The 19969-nt window shown below is 70.0% G+C and carries 15 protein-coding genes; all 15 read right to left on the reverse strand.

The annotated features are described in order from the left end of the window. Positions 1–2: 2 nt before the first annotated feature. Positions 3–1631 carry an amidohydrolase gene (locus tag CQ045_RS07515; RefSeq protein WP_105722314.1) on the reverse strand — a complete coding sequence of 543 codons (1629 nt, stop codon included), beginning with the start codon at positions 1629–1631 and terminating at the stop codon, positions 3–5. Positions 1632–1652: 21 nt separating this feature from the next. Next, positions 1653–3107: an aldehyde dehydrogenase gene (locus CQ045_RS07520; protein WP_105722316.1), complete on the reverse strand. Its 1455-nt coding sequence runs from the start codon at positions 3105–3107 to the stop codon at positions 1653–1655. Further along, a complete protein-coding gene (locus tag CQ045_RS07525; protein WP_105722318.1) occupies positions 3104–3484 on the reverse strand; it encodes a cupin domain-containing protein in 381 nt (126 codons plus the stop codon). The genes CQ045_RS07520 and CQ045_RS07525 overlap by 4 nt, the downstream gene beginning before the upstream one ends. Before the next feature lie 55 nt (positions 3485–3539). After that, a complete protein-coding gene (locus tag CQ045_RS07530) occupies positions 3540–5177 on the reverse strand; it encodes an NAD(P)/FAD-dependent oxidoreductase (RefSeq protein ID WP_105722320.1) in 1638 nt (545 codons plus the stop codon). Positions 5178–5226: 49 nt separating this feature from the next. Further along, a complete protein-coding gene (locus CQ045_RS07535; protein ID WP_105722322.1) occupies positions 5227–5601 on the reverse strand; it encodes a nuclear transport factor 2 family protein in 375 nt (124 codons plus the stop codon). Positions 5602–5692: 91 nt separating this feature from the next. After that, on the reverse strand, positions 5693–7750 hold the full coding sequence (locus tag CQ045_RS07540; protein ID WP_181156484.1) for a prolyl oligopeptidase family serine peptidase: 2058 nt from the start codon (positions 7748–7750) through the stop codon (positions 5693–5695). Next, positions 7747–9042, reverse strand: coding sequence for a Xaa-Pro peptidase family protein (locus tag CQ045_RS07545; protein ID WP_146115202.1), 1296 nt, complete (start codon positions 9040–9042; stop codon positions 7747–7749). Before CQ045_RS07545 ends, CQ045_RS07540 begins: the two co-directional genes overlap by 4 nt. Beyond that, entirely contained in the window at positions 9035–10141 is a 1107-nt protein-coding gene (locus CQ045_RS07550) for an ABC transporter ATP-binding protein (RefSeq protein WP_181156485.1), read from the reverse strand. The genes CQ045_RS07545 and CQ045_RS07550 overlap by 8 nt, the downstream gene beginning before the upstream one ends. Beyond that, the gene (locus CQ045_RS07555) at positions 10138–11943 is read right to left on the reverse strand and encodes an ABC transporter permease subunit (RefSeq protein WP_105722330.1); all 1806 of its coding nucleotides are present in this window, start codon (positions 11941–11943) and stop codon (positions 10138–10140) included. Before CQ045_RS07555 ends, CQ045_RS07550 begins: the two co-directional genes overlap by 4 nt. An 82-nt stretch (positions 11944–12025) precedes the next feature. Beyond that, positions 12026–13108, reverse strand: a complete 1083-nt coding sequence (locus CQ045_RS07560) for an ABC transporter substrate-binding protein (RefSeq protein ID WP_146115203.1) — start codon at positions 13106–13108, stop codon at positions 12026–12028. A gap of 237 nt (positions 13109–13345) precedes the next feature. Continuing rightward, entirely contained in the window at positions 13346–14968 is a 1623-nt protein-coding gene (locus tag CQ045_RS07565) for a hypothetical protein (RefSeq protein WP_105722334.1), read from the reverse strand. 69 nt (positions 14969–15037) lie between these two features. After that, positions 15038–16069, reverse strand: a complete 1032-nt coding sequence (locus CQ045_RS07570) for a hypothetical protein (protein ID WP_105722336.1) — start codon at positions 16067–16069, stop codon at positions 15038–15040. Next, a complete protein-coding gene (locus CQ045_RS07575; RefSeq protein WP_105722338.1) occupies positions 16053–16640 on the reverse strand; it encodes an RNA polymerase sigma factor in 588 nt (195 codons plus the stop codon). The genes CQ045_RS07570 and CQ045_RS07575 overlap by 17 nt, the downstream gene beginning before the upstream one ends. Before the next feature lie 63 nt (positions 16641–16703). Continuing rightward, the gene (locus CQ045_RS07580; RefSeq protein WP_105722340.1) at positions 16704–17318 is read right to left on the reverse strand and encodes a bifunctional 2-polyprenyl-6-hydroxyphenol methylase/3-demethylubiquinol 3-O-methyltransferase UbiG; all 615 of its coding nucleotides are present in this window, start codon (positions 17316–17318) and stop codon (positions 16704–16706) included. Between the two features lie 126 nt (positions 17319–17444). Next, complete coding sequence (locus tag CQ045_RS07585; RefSeq protein WP_105722342.1) at positions 17445–19964, reverse strand: VCBS repeat-containing protein; 2520 nt, start codon at positions 19962–19964, stop codon at positions 17445–17447. Between the last annotated feature and the right edge of the window lie 5 nt (positions 19965–19969).

Consider the following 19969-nt stretch of genomic DNA (forward strand, 5'->3'; position numbering starts at 1 on the left):
GCCTAGCTCCGCGGCAGCTCGTCGCGCACGAACACCCGGTCGCCGTCGATCCAGGTCTCCCGCGGACGGATCGCGCCGATCTCCTCGGGGTCGATCGTGAGCAGGTCCTCGTCGATCACCACGAAGTCCGCACGCTTGCCCGGCTCGAGGGAACCCAGCTCGTGCTCGCGGTGCACCGCGTACGCGGCATCGCGGGTGTACATGCCGAGGGACTCCATCAGCGTCACCGCCTGGTGCGGATCCACCGGCTCTCCGGCGTGCGTGTGCCGAGTGATCGCGGCCTGGATGGCGGGGAACGGATCGTGCTGATCGGCGGTGATGCCGATCGCGTCGCTGTTCCCGACCAGCGCCAGGCCCGCGTCGATCAGGCTGCGGAAGGGCATCAGGTCGCCGATGCGGTCGCCCAGGTGCCGGCGGTAGCCCAGCGCGGTGGTGAGGATGAACGCGGGCTGCGGCACCGGGACCACCCCGAGCTCGGCCAGACGGGAGATCCGCTCCGGCGTCATCCACAGGTTGCCGGCGTGCTCGATGCGATGGCGGCGGGTGCGGGTGACCTCGCCCGTGGCCTCGATCGCATCCAGCGCCTGGTCGAGGGCACGGTCGCCGATCGCATGGATCGCGATCTGGAGTCCCAGGTCGCTGACCGACTGCACCCATCGGCACAGCTCGTCGTGGTCGTACGCGAGTTCGCCGCGGTAGCCGGGCTTGCCCGGGTAGTCCTCGTTGAGCGCGGCCGCGAGCGAGGTGAGCCCGCCGTCGAGGAAGAGCTTGACCCCGCCGAGCTTCAGCCGCTCCTCGTCGATCCCGTCGAACTTCGCGGCAAGGGCGCCGCTGGTCACGGTGTCTTCGCTGACGACGTTCGGGAACGTGGCGTACGACGTGGTCCGCAGCTTGAGGTCGCCGCGCTTCGCCAGGGCGAGCATCGCGTCGAGCCCGTGCGAGAGCAGGGAGATCTCGCCGAGTCCGGTGACTCCGACGGCGAGGTACATGTCCTGCACGCGGTCGACCGCGTCGGCCAGCACCTCGACCGGGGCCTGCGGCCCTCCGATCGCGGCGAACATGTCGAACGTGCGGCCCGTGGGCTCGCCGTCGTCGTCCCGCTCGATGCGGCCTCCCGGCGCGTCCTCGGTCGCGGCGGTCACGCCCATGAGCTCGAGGGCGGCGGAGTTGAAGATGTTCGTGTGGAAGCTCGACCGGTACATCACCGGATGCCGGGTCGAGACCCGGTCGAGGTCGTGCCGGTCGGGGAAGCGCCCCTCCGCGAAGAGCGCGTCCTGGAAGTGCTGGCCGTGGCCCATCACCCATTCGCCGTCGGGGGTGCCGTCCGCACGGAGCCGGAGCACGTGCACGAGCTCGTCGATCGACGAGACGCGCGACGCCCGCACATCGGCCGCCAGCTCCCAGGCGTACGCGAGCATCTCGATGTGCGAGTGCGCATCGATCAGGCCGGGGATCACGGTGGCCCCCTTGGCGTCGATGACCTCGGCGTCGGGGTCGGCCGCGTCGAGGACCTCCTGGTCCGTGCCGACGTCGACGAGGACCCCGTCCACGCTCCGGAAGGCCTGCACGACCCTGTCCTCCGCATCCATCGTGAGCACGCGCGCGTTCACGACGCAGATCTCCTTGACCATCTCCAGCCCTTCCGGTCGGCGTCAGCGACGCCCGACCTGGATCGTCTTGCTCTCCAGAAACTCCAGCACCCCGGCGCGCCCGCGCTCCCGGCCGATGCCGCTCATGCGCACGCCCCCGAACGGCAGGGCGGGGTCGCTGGTCAGGGCGCAGTTCACCCCGACGTTGCCCGAGCGGATGCGATCGGCGATGCGCCTGCCCCGCTCGGCGTCACCGCTGAACACATAGGCCGAGAGCCCGTAGCGACTGTCGTTGGCCAGCCGCACGGCCTCGTCGTCGTCCTCCGCCACCACGATGCTCGCGATCGGGCCGAAGAACTCCTCGCCGAAGGTGTCGAGCGCTCCGTCGGCGGTGAGGATGCCGGGCTCGAGGAAGGCGCTGGTCGCGGTGTCGCGCGTGCGTCGGCCTCCGGTGCGCAGCACCGCGCCCTGCGCGACCGATCGAGCGATCTGGTCTTCCAGGGTCTCCACCGCGCGGATGTCGATGAGCGGTCCGATGTTCGTCGTCGCCTCCCACGGGTCTCCGACCCGCAGCTCCTGCACGGCCGTGCTGAAGGCGTCGATGAACCTCGCCGCCGCACGGCGGTGCACGTACACGCGGTTGGCGGCGACGCAGGCCTGCCCGGCGTTCGCGAACCTCGCGCGGACGACCTGCCCGACCACCTTGTCGACGTCAACGTCGTCGGACACCACGACGGGGGCGTTTCCGCCCAGCTCGAGCAGCACGCGCTTGACCCCGTCGGCCGCGCCGGCGAGCAGGCGCTGCCCGACCGCGGTGGAGCCGGTGAAGGTCACGCACGCCACCTCGGGGCGCTCGAGGAGCACTCGCCCCACACCGGCGGGGTCGTTCGTGGGGAGGACCGAGAGGATGCCGGCCGGCAGCCCCGCCTCCACGAACGCCTCGGCGATGGCGAGGGCGGTCAGCGGGGTCTGCTCTGCGGGCTTCAGGACCACGGCGCACCCGGCCGCGAGGGCGGCACCGACCTTGCAGGCCACCATGAACGCGGGGAAGTTCCACGGGGTGATGGCCCCGACGATGCCGACGGGCTCGTGGACCACATAGGCGTCGCGGTCGGACTGGATCTGCGGCCAGTACTCGCCGGGCAGGCGCAGGGCCTCCTGGCTGAAGAAGTCGAAGAACCGGAGACTGTTCGCGATCTCGCCGCGGGCTTCCGCCAGAGGCTTGCCCGTCTCGTGCACGATGAGGCGGGCGATGACGTCTTCGCGCCGACGGAGCCCCGCGATGGCGCGCTGGAGGATCTCGTGGCGCGCGGTGGCGGTCAGCCCGACCCACTCCGGCAGGGCCGCCGCCGCCGCGTCCACGGCGGCCTCGGCGTCTGCCGCTGCGGCATCCGCCACGCGGGCGACCACGCGCCCGGTCGACGGGTCCGACACCGCGAACGTCTCGCCCGTCGAGGACTCCCGCCACGTCCCGGCCACGAGGAGACGGGTCTCCACCGGGAAATCGAGCGTGGTCATGATGCGCGGTAGTCCTCTTCGGAGACTTCGCCCGTCCACTGCACGTCTTCGAAGTGCAGGATCACCTGGGTGACGAGGTTGGTGTCGGTCGCACCGTGCCAGTGCTCGACGCCCGGCTCCGTCCAGACCACATCGCCCGGACGCACGACGACGCGCTCCCCGCCGCGCTCCTGGATCCACCCCTCGCCCTGCAGCGTGTAGATGAACTGGCCGCCGGGATGCGTGTGCCAGTGCGTGCGGCCACCCGGGGGGAACATGATGTTCGCCGAGCGGACGCCGTCCTGGTTCAGCAGGATGTCCGACCAGACGCCGCCCGTCGTCGTCTCATCCCGCTTGCCGGAGGGTCGTCCCTCGCGCTGTCCTCGTCCGATGATCATGGTCTCGTCCTTTCCGTGCACCCGAGGGCGCTGCTGCCTGTTCCCGCGGTCCGGATCACCAGACCTGCGGCTCCATCTCGTCGTATGCGGCCGCGGAGCCCGACTCGCGGTCGGCGATCATCCGCGTGCTGGCGTTGTGCCCGGTGACACCGCTCATGAAGTTGCCCGGCCAGGTGCCGACGCCGCACAGGTACAGCCCGGGCAGCGGGGTCGTGTAGTCGCTGGCGCCCGCGATCGGGCGGGCGTCGAAGATGCGCCCCGGCACGATGTCGCCGTGGGAACCCGAGCCCTCCACGAGTCCGAACTCCCGCTCGAGGTCGAGGGGCGTGTAGACGTGCACCGCGTCGACGATGTCGGGGACGTTGGGCATGTGGAACGCGATCGTGTCGAGGACGGCTCGTCCCAGTTCCTCCCGCTGCGCATCCCAGTCGCCCTCGGCGAGGTGGTACGGGACGCCGCGGACGCTGAGGCTCATGATGTGGTGTCCCTCGACGTCGACGACCGTGGGATCGATCGCCGAGTCCATCAGACCGGTCACCGTCACGCGGCGGGACCACCGCCCCATGACCGCCTCGTTGTACGCCTCCTGCAGCGCATCCATCGACGACGCGACCCGGAAGTTGGTCGGCAGGAAGAGGGCGTTCTCCTCCTCGTCGACGGCGGCCGCGAAGCGCGGAGTGCCCTTCATCGCGATGTGGACCTTGGCGCTCGTGCCGTCCATCTTGATCCGCTGCGCCCGCTGCAGGAAGTCCTGCGGAAGGTCGTCGGGGCGCACCAGATCGGTGAACGTGCGCTTCGGGTCGACGTTGGAGAGCACGCGCGGAGCGAAGAACTCCCGTCCGTCCTCGAGGCGGACACCGACGACCCGGCCGTTCTCGGTGAGGACCTCCGCCACCGGGGCGTCGACCTCGATCCGGGCGCCGCGGGCCTCGGCCGAGCGCGCCATCGCCTGCGTGACGGAGCCGATGCCGCCGAGGGGCGCGGCGTTCTTCATCATGAGGTCGTTGCGGTCGTCGACGCCGAACGCCGCCATGGACTCCTCGTACAGCGGCCGCTGCAGCAGCAGGTAGGCGGAACCCGGGGTGTACGGTCCGACGAGATTCGTGGCGACGGCGGTCGCGGCGAAGAACGCCTTGAGATGCGGCGAGCGCAGATGCTGGTCGAGGAGGTCTCCGACGCTGCCGAACATCAGCGCGTTGAAGTCGTCGATCTCCTCGGGCGTCGTGAAGCGGGCCGCGACCTCGGCGAGGGTGGGCGGCGCTTCGTGGAACGAGACGCGCATGCGCTGGGCCACCCGCCGGATGCGGTCGAGCACGGCCGCGAAGCCGTCGACGTCGGCGGGGCCGTGCGCGAACCGTGCGACCTGCTCCCGGCGCTTCTCCTTGTCGGGCCACGGCACGAACGCCTGGCCGTCGTCGAACAGGGTGAGCGAGCCGAGCTGCGGGGTCGTGTAGCGCAGTCCGAACGACTGCAGCTCCATGTCGGCGATGATGCGCGGGTCGAGGCTGTGGCTCGAGTTCGAGACGGCGCTGCACCGGTATCCGGGCACGACCTCCTCGGTGACGCAGCAGCCGCCGACGACTCCGCGCGCCTCGAGCACGAGGACCCGCCAGCCGGCCCTCGCCAGGTAGAACGCGCCGACCAGGCCGCTGTGCCCGCCTCCGACGACGATCGCGTCATAGGTGTCGCTCATCGATCGCTTCCCTTCTGCTCCATCACGTCGTCCGATGTCCTGCGGCGAGTCAGAGCTGCCTGATCCGGCGCTCCGCGATCCGCCATCCGTGATCGGTCAGGACGTGCGCGTCGCGGTACTCCGCCGGGGCGACCTCGCCGTCGGCGCGGACGGTGTGCGCCTTGCATACCGAGGTCGCGTGCGTGTCGTCGACCACGGTGACCACGATGTTCGTGTTCGAGTGGCTCCGCGCCGGGTTCGCGATCGCCGAGAACGCCTCGATCAGCGTGCCGAGACCGCGAGCCTCGAGTCGGCCCGGATTGGAGAAGTGCACGTCCTCGTGGAAGACCTCGCCCATGCGTTCGTACTCCCCCGCGTCGAGGATGTACGCCACGGAGTGCAGCACGCGTTCGATCGCCCGCTCGGTGTCGATGATCGTCGTCATGATGCTCCTCCTGGATCGCGGCGGCCGTGAAGGGCGGCCGCGGGGCAACTGTAGGTCAGGGGCGACGGCGTCCCTGCGCTGCCGATGGGACTCATAACGAGTCCGAATCTGTGGACGCGAGGGCGTCGCTCTCGGCAGCCCTCCGCGCGAATGCGGTGAACATCACCGCGAAGACGTCGGCGCGCTCCTCGATGAGCCGATCCGCCGGCTTGCCGACGCCGTGACCGCCCTGGAGATCCTCGCCGAGCAGCAGCAGCTCCGTTGCCTCCGCGCTCCGTCGGGCGCGGAGCGCCTCCACGAACGCATACGAGTGGAACGGGTCGACCCGGGTGTCGTGGCGGCCCGTGGTGACGATCACGTCCGGGAACGCGGCCGGTGCGGGGCCGAGACCGTGCAGCGGGGAGTAGGCGCGGATCCAGTCGCGATGGTCCGGGTCCTCGGGGTCGCCGAAGTCGCCCATCCAGAGCCGTGCGATCGACAGCCGGTGGTATCCGAGCATGTCGGTCATCGGCACGGCGGCATGCGCGGCGGCGCACAGATCCGGGCGCTGGACCAGCGTCGCGGCGATGAGGAGCCCGCCGTTGCTGCTGCCCCAGATCGCCAGCCGGCCCCGGTCGCACACCCCGTCGGCCACCAGCGCGTCCGCGACGTCGGCGAAGTCGTCGAACACGCGCTGACGCCGGTCCAGGCGACCCTGCTCATGCCAGTCCGCTCCGCGCTCTCGTCCGCCCCGGAGTCCGGCCACGACGTAGCGACCGCCCAGCGCCAGCCAGGCCGCGGCCACCTCGGAGTACGCGGCGGTCGAAGACAGACCGAATCCGCCGTATCCGTGCAGCAGCGTCGGCAGCGGCGGCCCCTCCGGCTGCGGGTCGAGAAGCAGCAGCGGAAGCGTCTCGCCGTCGCCGGCGACGACCTGGGTCGCGCGCACCGCCGACGTGACGGCGAGCGGATCTCCCGCCCAGTCGCACGGCGGCGAGCCCGGGGTCCACGTGAGCAGCCGCGGCGGAGCATCCAACGTCGACCAGGTGAACACGGCGGTGTCGGCATCGAGGTGGCGGACGACGCGCGTGCGCATCGTCGACTGGCCCGGCGTGGGGACGGCCGAGGCGATCTGACCGATCGGCAGAGGTGCCCACTCGACGTCGCGAGCCGCGCCTTCGGGGTCCAGGGTGACGACGCCGACCACGCCGGACATGTCCTTCTCCCCCACCACGAAGACGGTCCGGTCGCCGACCGAGCAGTCGTCCAGCACGACGTCGGATTCGGCGAGGACCTCGATCCAGTCCTCGGATGCCGGCGCGGCGAGGTCGACACGGACGACCCGTCCGTACGGGGCGTCGACTCCGGTCACGCCGGCGATCGCCCCGCCGGGCGAGAAGTGGAACCGGGTGAGGGAATCCCGTCCTTCGACCAGCGTGATCGTCCTTCCGGACTGAAGGTCGAGCAGGTGCACGTCCGTGCGCGTCCATCCGATCGACACGTGCACGAGCGCATGCGTGCCGTCGGGCGAGAGCTCGACGTCGGGCCACGCGGTCGCATCGGCATCCTGTCCCCACACCCGCTCGTCCTCGCTCTGCGCGGTTCCGAGCCGATGCCGCCAGATCTCGCGGCCGTAGTCCCGGTCGCCGGGGTAGCGGGTGTAGAGGAAACCCGATTCGTCGGGAAGCCAGGCCACGCTCGCCGAGCGGACCCCCTCCAACCGCTCGGAGAGTCGCCGGCCGCGGGAGAGATCGACGATCGCACCCACCGAGCGCTCCGACCCGCTCGAAGACGTGCCGACGACCAGCAGACGGCCGCTGGGCGCGGGGTGGAACCAGTCGATCGCGGCCTCGGGTTCCGCGTGCACGGTGTGGCAGAGCCGATCGTGCCGCGCCCGCCAGGAGATGGTGCGCGTCGACGCTCCGGGAAGCCGATCCAGGCTCAGCACGCCTCCGCGCACCACGTGCGGCGCCCCGTGCAGCGGCACGGCCGCCGCGCGGCGCAGCGCGGCGGCGGCTCGTGCGCGGTGGCCCCGGGGTTCCGGGGCCTCCCGGAACGCGGCGAGCTCGTCGGCCCGATCCCGCAGCCAGTCGGCGAGGGGCGCGCGCTCCGGGTCGCCCCGCATCCACGCCAGCCCGGCGAGGAGGTCGTCGGAGGGCTGCGCGCTCACAGCCAGGCCCATTCCTCGGACCACGGCAGCCGGGACATCTGCACGGCCGGCCCTTCCGCCTGCACCACGAACGTGTCCGAGAAGTTCACGCCGAAACCGCCCTCCGGATCGTAGAGGCCCGGCTCCACCGACAGGCACATCCCCGGACGGAGCTCGGTGCGCTCGCCGAGCGAGATGTACGGGGGCTGATGGCCCTCCATGCCCTGCCCGTGCGACGGCCGCGTCGCCGCGAACCGCTCCACCCCGCGCTCCCGCTGGAACGCATGCACGTCCTGCGCCACCTCCCCGCCGGTGCGGCCGGCACGCAGAGCATCCTTGAGCACGAGACAGCTGTCGCGCGCGGTGCTCCACAGGTACGCCTCGTGCGCGGTCGGGGGCACGAGGAGATAGGGACGATAGAGCTCGCCACCGCATCCGCCGACCTGGACGATGCCCGAGACCTGCACCGTGCGCTGGTCGGCGATGATCGCGTGCCGCACCTGGTTCGGATGCGGGAACCCGGTGACCGCGCCGGCACGCACCCACCCGAGGTCGACGTTGATGCCGACCGGACCGTGCATCGAGCGGTCCGGTCCGTAGTCCGCCATGATCCGGTCGAGCGCGAAGCCGGCCAGGTCGAGCCGCAGCCGCGAGTCGGTGAGCTGCGGGTCGCGTTCGAGGATCCGGTCCCGCGCGTGCACGTGCACGTCATCGAAGTATTCGTAGGCGCGGGCCCAGACCGCGAGCTCCTCGTCGTCCTTCACCATGCGCAGGGCGAGTGCCGCCGATGCCGCCGACCGGGGTACGCCGCCGAGCGCACGGGAGGCCGCCGCCCGCGCCGCCTCGGACAGCTCCGAGTCGACGACGAACGGCTCCGACCCCGCCGAGAGACCATGGCCGCGCGCGGCGAGATGCGTGAAGAGCCACTCCCACCGGTCGACCGGCTCCCCGGCCACCGCGACGCCGCGCGGCGGGAACTGGCCCGCGGCATCCGGCACGTCGAAGTAGCACTCCCCGTCGCCGTACCACCAGGTGGTCACCAGCTCGTGGTCGAGCCACGGGTAGAACCACACGGGCGCGGAGCCGTCGGCGGGGAGGTAGGCGGCCAGCAGCCGTTCGGTCGTCAGCGCCCAGAGGCCGGTGAAGGCCACGATGTTCCAGGGGTCCAGCAGCAGCACCCCGGTGCGACCGTCCGGATCGATGCGGGCGCGGAGCTCCGCCGCCTTCGCCTGACTCCAGGACAGAGGCAGTCGGAACTGCTCGGACGGCGTGTAGCGCTCCCGTTCGAGAAGGAGGGAGCGCGAGTCAGTCATCCCCGAGCCCTGCGTCGAGCACACCGCCCGAGTCCGCGAACAGGTGGAGATCCTCCACGTCCCATCCCACGAGGACCTCGTCCCCGGGAGCGCCGATGAAGTAGTCGCCGCCGCTGTGCTGCACACTCGCCTTGAGGTCGCCGATGCCGTCGACGCGCACGCTGTACGACGTGATCGCGCCGAGGGCCACGGCATCCGTCACGGTTCCGCGGAGGCGGCTCGCGCCCTGCGGACCCGAAACCGGGGAGGCCAGCGCCACCCGCTCCGGACGCAGGGTGACCGAGAGCGCCGCGCCCGCGGGGTGCGCCGACTCGGGAGCGGGCACCTCGATGCCGTCCGAGAAACGCAGGGACGACGCCGAGGACCGCTGGGCGCGCAGGGTGTTGTTGTCGCCCAGGAAGTTCGAGACGAACAGCGTCTCCGGCCGGTCGTAGAGGCCTCGCGGCGCGCCGAGCTGCTCGACGACGCCGTGGTTCATGATCGCGATGCGGTCGCTCATCGACATCGCCTCGTCCTGATCGTGCGTGACGTAGACCACGGTGATGCCGAGCTTGCGCTGCAGCGCTCTCAGCTCCTCCTGCAGGCGCTGGCGCAGCTTGCGGTCGAGGGCGCCGAGAGGCTCGTCCATCAGCAGCAGCGAGGGCTCGAAGACGAGGGTCCTGCCGATCGCGACCCGCTGCTGCTGGCCGCCGGAGAGCAGCGCCGCGTTCTTGTCGCGGTGCGGCGCCAGGTCGACCAGCTCGAGCACCTCCGCCACGCGACGGGCGATCTCCGGACGGGGCACCCGTCGGGTCTCCAGCGGGAAGGCGATGTTCTGGGCCACGGTCATGTGCGGGAACAGGGCGTAGTTCTGGAAGACCACGCCGATGTTGCGTTTCTCGACCGGGACGGGAGCGACATCGCGGCCGTCGATCTCGATCGATCCGGTGGTCAGCGCCTCGAATCCGGCGATGAGCTTGAGGGTCGTGGTCTTGCCGGATCCCGACGGCCCGAGGAGCGAGAAGAACTCCCCCTCGCGCACATCCAGCTCCGGCACCGAGAGCACCCGGACACCGTGGTAGTCCTTCGTGACTTCGCGCAGCGACAGCTTGTGGCTCACGTCTGATTCCTTCCCTGTGTGATCTTTCGTCTCACCCTCTGGGTGATGACCCACGCGATCCCGATCACGGCGACCAGCGCCATGAAGAGCACGGCCACCACCCCGACCGTCGGATCCGTCTGCACCGCCAGCGCCTCGTAGATCCGTCGCGGCAGCGTCTTGGTCGACACCCCCGACAGGAAGATGGCGATCGTCGACTCGTCGAACGAGGTGATGAAGGTGAGGAACAGCGAGGCGAGGATCTGCCCCGACAGCAGCGGGATGAGGATCCGGCGCACGATGCGCGCCCGACCCGCGCCGAGACTCGCGGCGGCCCGCTCGTAGTCGGGGTCGAGGGTCTGCATCCCCGCGAGCGTGATGATGAACGCCTGCGGCAGGGTGATGGCCACGTGCGCGAGGATGATGCCCGTCTGGGTGTCGATCAGGCCGACCTTGAGGAACGCGATGAAGAACGCTCCGGCGGCGACCACGGCCGGGAAGATCAACGGGATCAGCAGGAACGGGGTGATCCCGCCGCGGAGGAGCTTCGACGCCGTGCGGCTGACCCCGATCGCGGCGAGCATGCCCAGCGCGGTCGCCACGAGCGCGGTGATGATGCCGACGCGGAAGCTGATGATGGTCGGGTCGAGCCACGTCGGCTCGAAGAACCGGGCGTACCAGGTCGTCGACCACGTCTGCGGCGGGAAGATGAGTGCGCGCGCGCCCGAGAACGAGATCGGGATCGCCAGGAGCTGCGGGATGAGGATCAGCACCGCGAGGAGGATCGAGACGCCCGTGCCGACGCCCTTGAGGTAGCTGAGTCGGGTGCGGTCCAGCGCCTGGGCGAAGACCATCACGGCCCTGGCGGGCAGCGAGGTCGTGGCCCTGACCTTCTTCGCGGGGGGCGCGACGACCGTGAGCGCCTCGGTCTCCGACCCGTCCGCGATCGCGGTGGCCGCCGGCGCCGCGGCGATCTGCGGGGCCACGACGTTCTGGATCTTCTGCCGGGAGAGCGCCGTGAACAGCAGGAGGATGAGGAAGACGACGAGTCCCAGCACCACGGATGCCGCGGCGGCGACCGAGTAGTTCGCCTGCTCCTCGATCGCCCCGTGGATGAACGAGCCCAGCATGCGTCCCGAGTTCCCGCCGAGCAGGGCGGGGACGGCGAAGGAGCCGGCGCTGTAGACCAGCGCGAGGATGAAGGTCACCTGGATGCCGGAACGCGTGGCGGGGAGGAACACCCGGAAGAACGACTCGGCGGGCCCGGCTCCGAGGCTGCGCGCGGCGAGCATCCTGCTCGGGTCGACGCGCTGGATGACCGGCACCAGGATCAGGACGACCAGGGGCAGCTGCGAGTGCACGAGGCCGATCGTCGTGGCGATGGAGTTGTAGATCAGGTCGGCCTTCGGCAGGCCGACCGAGGTCAGGAGCGAATTGATGAGGCCCTGCTGTCCGAGCACCACCTGCCAGGAGAAGGTGCGGATGAGGATCGACGTCAGGTACGGCGTGAGCACGCAGATGAAGAGGAAGCCCCGGAGGAAGCCGCGTGATCTCGCGATCGTGTACGCGATCGGGTAGCCGATGGCCACCGAGAGGACGGCGGCGATCAGCGCCAGGACGACCGTGTTGACGAGGACGCCCTGGAAGCCGCTGCTCGCGAGCATGTCGACGTAGACGCCGATGCCGACCTCGCCGTCGCGCTCGGTGAAGCTGCGGATGATCAGCAGCGCGAGCGAGAGGATGTAGACGCCGAGCACGAATGCGGCGGCGGGCAGTGCGAACAGACCCCAACCGCGGCTCTGCCGCGATGCCCCGTCTGACATGGGTGCTTCCCTTCCGGTTCTGACGGTGACGGGTCCGGTGCAGCGTCGCACCGGACCCGTCCGGTTCCGTGAGCGGGACGACTCAGGAGTTGACGAACTCCTGCCAGCGGGCCGACACCTCGTCCCAGTTCTCGGCGTACCAGTCACCGTCGATGTAGAACGAGACCTCGTTGGTCTCGGGCGTCCCCGGGAGGTCGGCGCGCTCCTCCGCCGTGAGCTCGTCGAGGACCGTGGTGACGCTCGGCGTGTACTTGAGCGCGTCGAGCACCGCGCGCTGCTGGTCGGGCTCCAGCGCGAACTGGATGGCCTCGTACGCCTGGTCGGGGTTGGCGGCGTTCTTGGGGATCGTCAGCGACTGCACCGAGACGACGGCGCCGTTCCAGCTGTACTCGATGTTCGCGCCGCCGGACTGGATGTCGCGGATCCGACCGAGCGTGTAGAGCCCGGCGACGACCTCGCCCTGAGCGATCGCGACATCCTCCTGCCCGCCGAAGAGGGCGTTCGGCTTGATCTCCTCGAGCTTCGCGAAAGCGCGATCGATGTCGAGGGGATAGAGGTCGTCGACCGCGACGCCGTCGGCCAGCAGCGCGACCTCGAGCACCCCGGTGGGGTACGTCGGGAACGAGCGGGTGCCGGGGTACTTCTCGACGTCCCAGACCTCCGCCCAGGTCTCGGGGCCGCCGTCGGGGAAGGCGTCCGCGTTCCAGAACAGGTTCCGCGAGAACTGGTACCAGGGCACGCTGTACTCGTTGATGGTGTCCTGGCTCGCGACGTCCGAGACGTCGAGCTCGTCCATGTCGAGCGGCTGGAGCAGATCCCCCGCCATGAACTGCGCGAGGGTGCGCGACTCGGTGTCGACGAGGTCGGGGGTGGTGGCCCCCGCCGCGATGGTCTCGGCGAGCTTGGCGACGTTCGACCCGTCGGTGTCGTAGAGGATCTCGATCCCCGTCTCCTCGGAGAACGGGTCGAAGACGGCGGCGCGGATCGACTCCTCGTAGCTGCCTCCGAAGCCCGAGTACAGCAGCGTGCCGCCCTCTTCGGTCTCGGCGCCTCCGCCTCCGCCGCCCGAGACTTCGCTGGACGTGCAGCCTGCGAGCGCGCCGGCGACGACGACGGCGGTGCCGAGCGCCAGCATCCGACGCGACGACCTTGACGAGTGAACCATGAGCGACATCCTTTCGACCGGGTGTGAAAGCAGTGCGGGAACTCGATGACGCTGCACGGAGGCAATGTCGAAAGTTCGGGTTGGGCCGATGCTAGGACGAGCGGAGCCCGTGCATTCATTGTCAATAGAAGCCATAACCAACGGATATTCGATGTCGGCATGTGACCGCGGGGTTGACGAACGGCGCTCCTGATGCGGGAGCGGAAGCGGGGCGCGGAGCGGTGCGGGAAGGTCTGCTCAGTCGCGGTGCGAGCCTGAACCGTCGGTGAGTCCTGGGGTGGGAGTCGCGACCTCGAGGGCCGGAGCCGCGGGCACCTCCGACGCAGGCAGGTGCATGAAGCTCGCGACGAGCTCAGCCATCCGATCGGCCTCTTCGCGCGCTTCGCCGCTCTTCGACCACGCCGGGAACCTCAGCGTCAGGTCGGCGTCCTTCGTCACGACATCGACCACGGGCGCCTTGTCTGCGCGATCGGGGCGGCGCACATACCGGATGTCGTCGACGTCGAGCTCGATGTCGATCGCCCCGACGCGGCGGAGGGAGTCCTGCTTGGTCACCAGGATGCGGCGATCGGTGACCGCCACCCACCCGGCTCCGAGGAGCGGGACGTTCCAGCGGTCGCAGGAGGCATCGGCGAGGGCGAGCACGCGCTCCCCCACGCCGAGCCGCAACGGCAGGATGCGCGTCAGCTCGTCGGGGATGTCCTTCTCGAACACCGTGATCGCCGGCAGCACCAGCGGCTCGGGTTCACGCGGCGCCTCGTGACCGCGGATCTCCGCGAGGGCACCCTGCAGCTGTCGGACCATCCGCGTGGCATCCTTCGCCGCACGCGCGGTGCCGCCGATCTTGAAGGTGCGCTTGCCGGGCAGCTCGTCGATGATCGCGAACTCGCGGGCGAGCTGGTCGAGAAGCCAGTCGGTCTCGGCCAGCGTCTGCTCGTGGAGCGTCTGCGCGTTCGCGACGAGGGTCTTCAACAGCTCCGCGTCCTGCGGGTTCGACCGCGCGCTCTCGAGCAGATGCCCGGCCCGCAGCGCCTGGTAGACGAACCACGACGTCTGGGCGAGGAGCAGCGCCTGCACGTCGGCGATGATGGCCTGTCCGTTGTCGGTCAGGTACTGCTGGCGCTCCTTGTGTCCGACCTTCCCGCCCAGCTCGGCGACGTGCTGGCGGACCGCCTTCTCGAAGATGTCCCACTGGGTCGACAGCTCGCCCTGGTAGCCGCGGACCTCGGTGAAGACGGCGTCGGTCACCTCCCCGATGTGCCGGGCATGACCGAGCTCCCGGAGAAGCGTGTTGTGATAGCCGGTCACGCTGGACCACTGGTCCTGCCGCACGACCTGCAGCACCTTCGACGTCAGTTCGAGGTTGTGCTTCGCGACGTTCGCGATCTGGTTGAGCTGCACCTGGATGACCATCAGCGTGATGGCGGGCCCCATCGCGGCGACGACGGATGCCGTGGTCGCCGCAGTCGCCGGAAGCCAGCGCACCTGCGCGGCGAACTTGCCTCCGCTGGCCAGGGTGCCGAGGTTCCACCCGTCTTTGACGATCGGTGCCGCCGTCTTCAGCGCCGCGAGCGTCTGGGGAGCGAGCCGCACGAGGCCCTGCGCCTGCATCGCGGCGTTCACACCCTGGGCCGCGATGTTGCCGAGGCCGACCGCGTTCCCCGCCGCCGTCGACACGGCGGAGCGCGTGGCCGCATCGAGGAACGTGAACGGGATGAGGTCGACGCCTTCGGGAACGCGATCACCGAACAGGACGGCGAGACCGTCTTCGAACTCGATCAGCGCCGTCGAGGGGAAGTCTTCGCCTGCTGGTGTCTCGTCGTCTCCGGAGCGCGCCTGTTCCACGAGTTCGTCCGTCATCCCCGGTCCCCACTGATCTCGATGATTGGTAGCGCCATCCTCTCAGACCCGACGGACACCGGGGTGACGTCAACGCGCGGGGGTGGGAGCGGAGTCCACGATCGATGTCGTGAACGTCTGGATGTTGTCCGGGATGCCGTCGGGCACGATCCCGTTCGGGTGACGCGCCGGATCGATGATCGAGACGAGCATCCCGGTCCGGGTGTCGACGACGAACTGCTGAACCGAGTCGGCGTTCGTCCGCTGGATCGTGGCGAGGTCGCCGTCCTCCGCGACGAGACTGATCTCCGGGAGCCGGGAGAGGGCTCCGAGCAGCGCCGCACGCAGATCGGCCGGGGGCAGGTTCTGGTACAGCGCGTTCAGGATCGCCAGCCCCGCGTACCCGCCCGGCGCCTGCGAATCGAACCAGGCCAGCAGGGCGTCGGGGTCGCGCGGCATCTCGTCGTACCGGTCGCGGTACATGTCGATGGGCTGCGTCTCCTCGCCGTAGGTCCGGATGCCCGCAGGGTAGGCCCGAACCGAGGCCTCGTCGAGTTGCGGCTCGGCCAGGACGCTGTCCAGGAACTCCTGCCCCTCGGGGCCGTAGACCCCGGTCACCTCGTCGGCCCGGGTCTCCACGATCCAGTCCTGCGTCCGGTCCGCCGGCACGTACACGACCTCGACGGTGTGCCTCCGGAACCCTCCGCTCTCCGCCGGTCGATCCTGCGCGGTCCCATCCGTGGTGACCTGATCCATCGTCGTCTCCACCCGCAGGTACTGCCCCGGCGCGAGCTGCGCGTCGACGGCGGCGACCTGCGCGAGCGCGGCATCCGAGGCCCTCTCCAGCAGCTCCGCGGCCGAAGCCGACGAGACCCCGGCGGGTGCCACGACGCTGCCGGCGACGATCGAGACGACCGCGAAGGTCCCCAGTGCCGCAGCCCCGAGGCCGCCGATGCCGAGGCCGACGCCCAGCCCGACCCTCCGACGACGCTTCGTCCGCGCGGGGCGCGGCTTCGCGCGTTCGATCTCGATCGCCAGCACCTCCCGGGCGACGCTCAGGTCTTCGGCCTCCACGCTCGCCTCTTCCGAGCGGATCTCGCGCACATCATCCAGCAACCGCATTGGTCTCCTCCTTCGCCATCCATGTCACTCGTGCGGCCCCTTTCGATCCCGGAGGCGCGAGCTTTCGTCGTACTCTGCTGAGCTTGGACCGGACGGTCCCGATCGGGATCCGCAAGGCGTCGGCGATCTGCTCGTAGGTGAGATCGCCCCAGGCATACAGCAGCAGCACGTCGCGCTCCTTCGGCGAGAGCGCGGCGATCCGCGGGCCGAGAGCGTGCACCGCGGCGGAGGCGTCGAGCAGGGCGTCCGAGCGCTCCTCATGCGAATCGACCGACCGTGCCCGCTCCGACGTGCTCGCGCGCCACGCCCGCTCCTCGGTCCGCCGATGCCGGTGCATCACGCGGGTCGCGATCCCCATCAGCCAGGGCCGGGCCGAGTCCGCCTCGGCGTCGAACGTCGCGCGCCTGCGGAACGCCACGAGGAACGTCTCGCTCAGCACATCGTCGACGGCATCCAAGCCGACACGACGGCGCGTGTAGCCGCCCACCGCCGCCGCGTGACGCTCGAAGATCTGCGCGAACAGCTCCGGCTCGGCGATCGACCGGGAGATGATTTCGCTGTCGTTGTCCACACTATGTATTGCCCCGTCGGGGCATCCCGGTTCCACTATCGCTGAAGATGCACGAGACGTCGATCAGACCGCGACGGCGCTGATCGACGCGTGCGGGCGGCGCCCTTCCTGCACCCGGGCGTCGCTGTCCACGACGGCGAAACCCGCACGTTCCAGCAGGGCCGACATCCCCTCGATCGACCAGAAGTACGCGGTCGTGACCGCATGCGGGAAGGCGACGCCGTCGGCACCGTCGAAGAAGCCGAGGAGCAGACCGCCCCCGTCGCGGAGGCCGCGGCGCACGGCGGTCAGGAGCGAGGGAAGTTCGCCGGGGTCTGCATGGATCACGGAGTACCAGGCGAGCACACCGCCGAGCGAGCCCGGCTCGATGTCGCTGTCGGCCAGGGACGCCGCCCGATACGAGACGTGCGGGAATCGCGACGATGCGGTGTCGACGAACTCCGGCACGAGGTCGATGCCCTCCACGAGACACCCGCGATCGGCGAGGAAGGCCGTCCAATGCCCGGGTCCGCAGCCGGCATCGAGGAGGCGTCCGTCGATCCCGTCCGCCCACCGCGCGATGCGCTCCCGGTCGACCGCATCCATCTGCGCGATGTCGCCGAGGAGCTCCGTGTATTCCGCGGTGCGCGGCGCATACCCCTCTCGGATGCGCGCGTCGCTCGGGGAGCCGGTGGTCATGGGTCGCCCTCTCCGTGACCGCGACGCGATCTCCGGCCTCCACGCTATCCACCCCGCGAGCGGGAGAGAACTCGGACCGGGAAGCGGGCACCCTCCGCAGTGACGGAGGGTGCCCGCCTCCACGGACTACTGGTAGGTCACCGTCGCATCCCATGCGGTCGTGTCGTACGCTGCGGTGGAGCGCGCCTGGGTGACGAACTCCAGGCGGTCGCCGACCGCGACCGTCACCGGCACCCGGAACGTGCGCGCTGCGGCAGTCGTGAGGGTCGTGCCCGTCGTGCCGGTCGGCCAGATCTGGGTGCCGTTCTTGAGGATGCGCACGACCACTCCGTCACCACCCGCCTGCGGCTTGGAGACGACGCCTGTGACCACCGTGCTGCCCGCAGCCGGGGCGACATAGACGCGCGCGGCATCGGCTCCGACATCCGGATGCTGCGCGTCGGACCGGACCATGGTCCAGGTCGTCGTTCCCTTCCAACGCGTGTTCGCGGAGTCCCACGTCATCGGAGTGATCACCCGTGAACCGCTCGGATAGGTCCACTGCTCGTACGACCACCCTCCCGCGCCCTGGGTGCTGGCGAAGTCGGACTTCGCATGATGCACGGCATCCGGATGCTTCAGCTGGCGCACGAAGTCCTTCGTCATGTTCCAATACATCGAGTTGTCCACCACGCCGTCGGTGTTGATCCATTTCTCGGCGGGCGCGACGAGACCGTTCGTGTCGGCGATCTGCACCGACGTCTCCTCGGCGAACTCGTTGAACGAGTTGATCACGACGCTCTCCGGCGGCGTCGGTCGGTCGAGCACCCGCCGCCACGTCTTCTCGATGTAGTAGAGCCCGTTCTGGCGCGAGACCGGGGTGTAGCCGGGCACGTTGTTGTTCCACCCGGGCATCGTGAGCATGACCTCGTCGTTCGACGGCGAGCCGTCGGGGCCGAGCTGCCAGCCGTATTCGCCCGGCAGCGCGGTCGAGGCGAAGCGCACGGTGAAGTGGTTCGACGCGCTCTTGTCTCCCGTGTAGGAGCGCCACGCGTTCTGCGCGGAGACCGGCGCGTAGACCACGAGAAGAGGTTTCCCGTCGACCTCGTGGTAGTGCTCGGGTCCGCCGATCGTCGGATCGCCGGCGAACTCGGCCCAGGTCTGCGCCGCCTCCTGCTCGATCGTCACCGGAGTCCCGGTCCACTGCACCCGGCCGATGGCGAAGGCGTATCGGATGTCGCGTTTCGAGGGTTGCGCGTTGTGCACCGCGATGCGCGCCGCGACATCTGCCGCGCGGTTGAGGATGGCACCGCTGACGTTGTTCAGGCCGTTCGTCTCATCGAGCAGGAGCCAGTCGATCTCGGCACCGGAGATGGTGTTCAGATGCTCGTCGATCACCGCCGAGTTGCCACTGTCGTACGTCTGGTAGCTGCCGAGGGTGAGGGGGACGTACCGGATCGCCGGTTTTCCGGGGAACCCGGCCCAGGTGTTCGTGGAGACGCTGTCCGCCGAGCGATATCGCAGAGCGTTCCAGGTTCCGCCGCCGACTCCGGCGGTGAAGGCGACGGTCGCCTTCCAGCCGTAGCGATCACCGGAGATGTTGCCCTGCAGCAGGCGCGTCGCACCCACGCCGAACCCCGTGTGCAGCGCGATGTTCTCCGGCGAGATGGCCTTCAGCGCGCGGTCGTATTCCCGTCCGATGAGATCGCCGCCCACGCCGTCGCCCGTGACGTCGGCGTGGAAGTAGACGTAGGGCTCCGCGTAGCCGTCGCCGTTCCCGTCCGTGACGAACTGGTCGTTCGACCCGATGCCGTGCGTGGTGGTCCATGCCGCGGCGGTGCCGAACGAGGTGCCGGTCGACGGGGTCGTGTACCAGGATCCGTCCCACGCCGCGAAGTACACTGCATCCGCCTTGCCGTCGCCGGTCGTGTCGGCGAGGAACTGGCGGGTCGTGTTGCCGCCGAATCCGGTGCGCCAGGTCGTCGGAGCCGCGAAGCCGGTGCCCGAGGAGGCGCCGACGTGCCACGTGCCGCTGTTCACGGCTCCGGAACCATTGGTGAAGGTGGCGAGATCCGCGCGGCCGTCGCCGGTCACGTCGGCGACGAATCGAGCATTCGCGCCCGCCCCGGCGTTCGCCCGCCAGAGCGTGTACTGCTGGAACGACGTACCGGACGAGAGGGCGACGTACCAGTCACCCGGCTGCCCGTCGCCGTTGCCGTCGGCGGCGAAGTAGGCGATGGCATCCGAGCGGCCGTCGCCGTTGACGTCGGCCATGAACCGCTCGCTCGACCCGACGCCGTGACCGGACACCCAGGTGCTCGGCGCCGCGAACCCGGTTCCCGTCGAGAGTCCGACCCGCCACGCACCCGTTGCGTCGAACGTGACGGCGTCGTCCTTCCCGTCGGCGTTGACATCGGCGAGGAACTGGCTCGCACTGGAGGCGCCGTGGCCGGTCGCGGAGGTGATCGGCAGTGCCGGGACCTTCGAATACCAGGTGGCGTACCAGATGCCGACATTCGGCGTCGCGGCAGTGGCGGTGCTGGCGCCGGTGGTGCCGGCGCCGGAGGCCGCACCGCCGGCGGCATCGGCGGCGACCGCGGGCGACACTGCGCCCGTGGCCACGAGCGCGACCGCGGCGAGCGCCCCGATCAGATTGCGATATCTCATGTGCT

It is taken from the genome of Microbacterium sp. MYb66 (assembly GCF_002979435.1).
Taxonomy (GTDB): Bacteria; Actinomycetota; Actinomycetes; order Actinomycetales; family Microbacteriaceae; genus Microbacterium.